Source organism: Giesbergeria sp., from assembly GCF_028686475.1.
Classification (GTDB): domain Bacteria; phylum Pseudomonadota; class Gammaproteobacteria; order Burkholderiales; family Burkholderiaceae_C; genus Simplicispira.
In genome coordinates this window covers 1-4,383 of sequence record NZ_JAQUCA010000054.1, presented here as the reverse complement: position 1 = coordinate 4,383, position 4,383 = coordinate 1, and the positions used below count along the sequence as shown (strand labels likewise).

7 protein-coding genes and 1 tRNA gene are annotated in these 4,383 nt (G+C 56.5%); all 8 read right to left on the bottom strand.

The features are described from left to right. Positions 1-220 (bottom strand): MerR family transcriptional regulator (locus tag PHX60_RS15835; protein ID WP_300079729.1); only part of this gene is annotated, 220 nt, incomplete at its 3' end. A gap of 93 nt (positions 221-313) precedes the next feature. Beyond that, positions 314-736 (bottom strand): RNA-binding S4 domain-containing protein, encoded by a 423-nt coding sequence (locus tag PHX60_RS15830; protein ID WP_300079727.1) that lies wholly within the window; start codon positions 734-736, stop codon positions 314-316. A gap of 78 nt (positions 737-814) precedes the next feature. Further along, positions 815-888: transfer RNA gene (locus PHX60_RS15825), tRNA-Gly, on the bottom strand. A 56-nt stretch (positions 889-944) separates the two neighbouring features. Then, a complete protein-coding gene (gene ppa / locus PHX60_RS15820; RefSeq protein WP_300079725.1) occupies positions 945-1,487 on the bottom strand; it encodes an inorganic diphosphatase in 543 nt (180 codons plus the stop codon). 255 nt (positions 1,488-1,742) lie between these two features. Beyond that, positions 1,743-2,684, bottom strand: a complete 942-nt coding sequence (locus PHX60_RS15815) for a CysB family HTH-type transcriptional regulator (RefSeq protein ID WP_300079722.1) — start codon at positions 2,682-2,684, stop codon at positions 1,743-1,745. 63 nt (positions 2,685-2,747) lie between these two features. Then, positions 2,748-2,963, bottom strand: a complete 216-nt coding sequence (locus PHX60_RS15810) for a molybdopterin-binding protein (protein ID WP_300079720.1) — start codon at positions 2,961-2,963, stop codon at positions 2,748-2,750. A 54-nt stretch (positions 2,964-3,017) separates the two neighbouring features. Continuing rightward, entirely contained in the window at positions 3,018-3,827 is an 810-nt protein-coding gene (locus PHX60_RS15805; RefSeq protein ID WP_300079717.1) for an ATP-binding cassette domain-containing protein, read from the bottom strand. A 21-nt stretch (positions 3,828-3,848) separates the two neighbouring features. After that, the coding region (locus PHX60_RS15800; protein WP_300079715.1) for an ABC transporter permease subunit at positions 3,849-4,383 on the bottom strand (535 nt) is incomplete at its 5' end.

Here is a 4,383-nt window from a genome sequence, read left to right as displayed (position 1 = left end):
CATCTTTTTGTCCTGCACTGCTGACTCGGCAATACACAACGGTGTCTTTTTTGCTGGGGCCACCACCCAGCACGGCACGCACATCCGATTCATCAAAATATCGCTGCCCAGAAGGAAGTCGTTTGGCCACAAACTTTCCTTCCTTTTCCCAGCGTCGCACGGTCTCAATGGAGCGACCAATGCGTTTTGCGAATTCGTTGATGCGATAATTGGTGTCCATTCTGAATAAGTATAACTATGTTTGCATAGCTAATCAACAACTGTTTTTAGCTCTACACAAATCGTGGTCGGTGTGCGGGCTGTTGGCTGCAATTTAATCAGGCAGCGCGGCGCTCCAGCGGTCGTCCCAGTCGCGCAGTTGTTGCAAATCGCGCCGGTTGCGTTTGGTGGGGCGGCCTTCGTGCAGGCTGCTGGCGGGTTCGGGGGCCAAACGGCGTTGTTCGGCTGCTTGTTCGCGTGCCAAGAGGCTGGCGGCGGTTTCTTGGTACAACTGCTGCGCCACCGGGGCCGGGCCACGGGTGTGGCTGATGCCCAAGACCTGCACCGTGCGCGGCACTTGGCCTTGGCGCAGGGCGACCATATCGCCGGGGCGTACCTCGCGCGAGGCTTTGACCACCTGACCATTGACGCTAACGCGGTTTTTTGCGATTTCGTCGGCGGCCAAACTACGGGTTTTAAAAAAACGCGCGCACCACAACCATTTGTCGATACGCAAACTGTCGGCGGGGATATTCATATGGGGCAACAAAAAAGCCCCTTTGCCTATGAAGCAAGGGGCTTTTGATACGGGGTGAAATGACCTGAAATGCTATTGTGGAGCGGGTGAAGGGAATCGAACCCTCGTATGAAGCTTGGGAAGCTGCCGTTCTACCATTGAACTACACCCGCGTAGCCCTGCATTATAAGGCTGCAAAGGCTGCAAAAAAGGCCCCCTTCCGCAAGGCTTAGGCTTGGGCCTGCGCTTTTTCGTAGTTGGCCACGCCTTCGGTGATTTCTTGGTGGGCGGCTTCTACGCCTTCCCAGCCCAGCACCTTGACCCACTTGCCTTCTTCCAAGTCTTTGTAGTGTTCAAAGAAGTGGCTGATGGCCTTGAGGCGCATGGGGTTGACATCGCCGATGTCTTTCCAAGCCGAATACATGGCCAGCACTTTGTTGGTGGGCACGGCCAGCACTTTGCCGTCAATGCCGGCCTCGTCTTCCATCTTCAGGATACCCAACGCACGGCAAGGCACCACCACGCCGGGCAGCAGCGGGTAAGGGGTAATCACCAGCACATCGACCGGGTCGCCATCACCGCTGAGGGTTTGCGGCACATAGCCATAGTTGGACGGGTAGTACATGGCCGTGGTCATGAAGCGATCCACGAAAATGGCACCCGATTCTTTGTCTACTTCGTACTTGATCGGGTCAGAATTCATAGGAATTTCAATGACCACGTTAAAGGCTTCGGGCAGATTTTTGCCGGGGGTGACTAAGTTGAGGGACATGGTTGTCGATCGAAGGGTTAAAAGAGGCCTGGCATTCGCAGATATTCAGACAGGCCCTCAATTTTACCGGCCCAGCCCTTGCAGTGGCCTTGCATTGCGATGGCCCAGTCATAATAAGGGCCAAAAAAGTAGCAAAGCGCTGATTTACCAAGTGCGCTGGAAGCCTCCGGGTTCAGCACTTGTCTTTACCCACATTTTAGGGGTGCATTGCCCCAAAGACGAGCAGTTGGGTTACGCATGTAACCCAACATTCCCCTACGGGGCTACCGCAGAAAATGAGTGCATCGCTTCCTCTACCGTGGCGCGCGTCAGGGTAGGCACAAAGGTCTCGATAAAGCTGTACGCATAGCCGCGCAACCACGCACCTCGGCGCAAGCCCAGCCGCGTTAAATTGACCTCAAACAGGTGGCGCGCATCAATCAAGCGCAAATGGCGGTCGCGCTCTGCATCCACGGCCAACGATGCCACGATGCCCACGCCCATCCCCAGCTCGACATAGGTTTTAATCACATCGGCATCCATTGCGCTCAGCACAATGTCTGGGGCCAAGCCAACTCCGGCAAAGGCTTGGTCGATGTGGGCGCGCCCGGTATAGCCCAACTCATAGGTGATGATGGGATAGGCCGCCAATTGTTCTAAGGTGATGGGTTCTGGGTGCGCCAGCAAGGGATGTTCGGGCGGCACCACAATGCTGTGGCTCCAGCGGTAGCAGGGCAGCGTTAGCAGCCCTTCGTAACTGGCCAAGGCTTCGGTGGCTACGCCGATGTCGGCCTCGCCCGAGAGCAACATTTCGGCCACCTGCTTGGGTGAGCCTTGGTGCAGGTGCAAGCTCACTTGCGGAAACAGCGCCCGAAAATCCCGCACCACCTGCGGCAAGGCATAACGCGCCTGTGAATGGGTGGCGGCAATCGACAGCCGCCCCTGCTCGCTGGCCTTAAAGTCTTCGCCCACGCGACGTAGATTTTGCGCCTCTAACAACAGGCGCTCCACCACCGGAATCAATGCCTCGCCGGGTGGGGTCAAGCCCGTCAGGCGTTTGCCAGCACGGACAAAAATTTCTACGCCCAATTCTTCTTCCAATTCACGGATTTGGCGGCTAACACCGGGTTGCGAGGTGTGCAGCATTGCGGCCACCTCGGTCAGGTTAAAACCCCGGCGCACCGCTTCGCGCACTGAGCGCAATTGCTGAAAATTCAAAGCGATTTCCTCTAAAAAAAGAAGCCCTGCACAGCAGGGCAAAAACACCAAGCCTAAGCTGGCTTAGAGTTTGGCAATTGACACTTCGGTGGATTTGACCAAGGCCACCACTTCGGAGCCAATCGTCAAGCCCAGGTCATCGACGGAACGGGTGGTAATGACTGAAGTGACAATGCCCCACGGGGTTTGCACATCCACTTCCGAGACGACATCGCCCCGGATAATTTCTTTCACTTGACCTTTGAACTGGTTACGGACATTGATGGCTTGAATCGACATGGTGGAAGCTCCTTAAAAAAACAGTGAGAAACAAAAAAATAAACAACAAAAATCTCAAATCGCCCAGCGCAGGCCGTGCGCTGGCACACCGGGCCAAACCGGTTCATCGTGCGGTTGGTCGGGCTTTTGCAGTACCCGGTCTAAGATGCGTTTTTCTAGCGCTGCAAAACGGGCATCGCCGTGGATGCGTGGCCGCGGCAAATCAATCACTTGGTCCAGGGCGATGTGCCCGTCTTCAATCAAAATCACCCGGTCGGCCAAAGCCACGGCTTCTTGCACGTCGTGCGTGACCAGCAAGGCGGTAAACCCGCTGCTGCGCCACAGCCCTTCAATCAGCCGGTGCATTTCGATGCGCGTCAGGGCATCCAAAGCGCCCAGTGGCTCATCCAATAACAACAAGCGCGGCTGGTGTACCAGTGCGCGCGCCAAAGCCACACGCTGGCGCTGACCACCCGACAGGCGCGCAGGCCATTCGTTCAGGCGCTCGCCCAAACCGACACGCTCTAGCACCTGTGCTGCGGCCGCATGGCGTTCAGGCGGCAAGCCTAAAGCCACATTGGCCTGCACGCGCTTCCAAGGCAGCAAGCGCGAGTCTTGGAACATGATGCGCGTGTCGTTGGATAAACCCTGCAACGCTTTACCATCTGCGCTGATATGCCCAGCGCTGGGGGTTTCGAGTCCGGCTACCAAACGCAGCAAGGTGCTTTTGCCACAGCCACTGCGGCCCACAATGGCCACAAACTGGCCCGGCTCGATGTCCAAATGGGCATGTTGCAACACCGTGCGGCTGCCGTAGCGTTTGCTCAGGCCGCGCAGTTGCAGGCGCACGCCGCCAGCACGGGGGGGAGAAGTGTCTAAGCTCATATTGATTCAATCCCTATTCGCTCAATCTTGGTAGCTCGGGTGCCAACGCAACCAGTAGCGCTCTAGGCTCTTGGCAAACACATCGGCCAGTTTGCCCAGCAAGGCATACAGCAAAATGCCCACCAAAACGATGTCGGTTTGCAAAAACTCACGCGCATTCATGGTCAGGTAACCGATACCCGCTTGGGCGGAGATGGTCTCGGCCACAATCAAAATCACCCACATCAGCCCGAGCGAAAAGCGCAACCCCACCAAAATGGACGACATGGCACCGGGCAAAATGATTTGCCAATACAACTGCCAGCGGCTCAGGCCGTAGGTGCGCCCCATTTCAATCAGGCCTGCATCCACGTTGCGAATGCCATGAAAGGTGTTGAGGTAAATCGGGAAGAACACCGACACACTGATGAGAAACAGCTTGGCGGTTTCCCTGAATCCGTGACAAAAAAAGCACCTCCCGGCCACCCCGGCCTCAGCCGATTTTTTCTGCAAATATGCACCCGCATTGCACCCTGATGCCCTCCTGCGCCGCTGTTCGCGTGCTTTTTGTCGCTCC

What these genes read in the sequence shown, in the direction of transcription:
- PHX60_RS15830 (WP_300079727.1), bottom strand. Translation starts at nt 736, where the DNA reads ATGAATATCCCCGCCGACAGTTTGCGTATCGACAAATGGTTGTGGTGC.
- PHX60_RS15810 (WP_300079720.1), bottom strand. Translation starts at nt 2,963, where the DNA reads ATGTCGATTCAAGCCATCAATGTCCGTAACCAGTTCAAAGGTCAAGTG.
- ppa (WP_300079725.1), bottom strand. Translation starts at nt 1,487, where the DNA reads ATGTCCCTCAACTTAGTCACCCCCGGCAAAAATCTGCCCGAAGCCTTT.
- PHX60_RS15805 (WP_300079717.1), bottom strand. Translation starts at nt 3,827, where the DNA reads ATGAGCTTAGACACTTCTCCCCCCCGTGCTGGCGGCGTGCGCCTGCAA.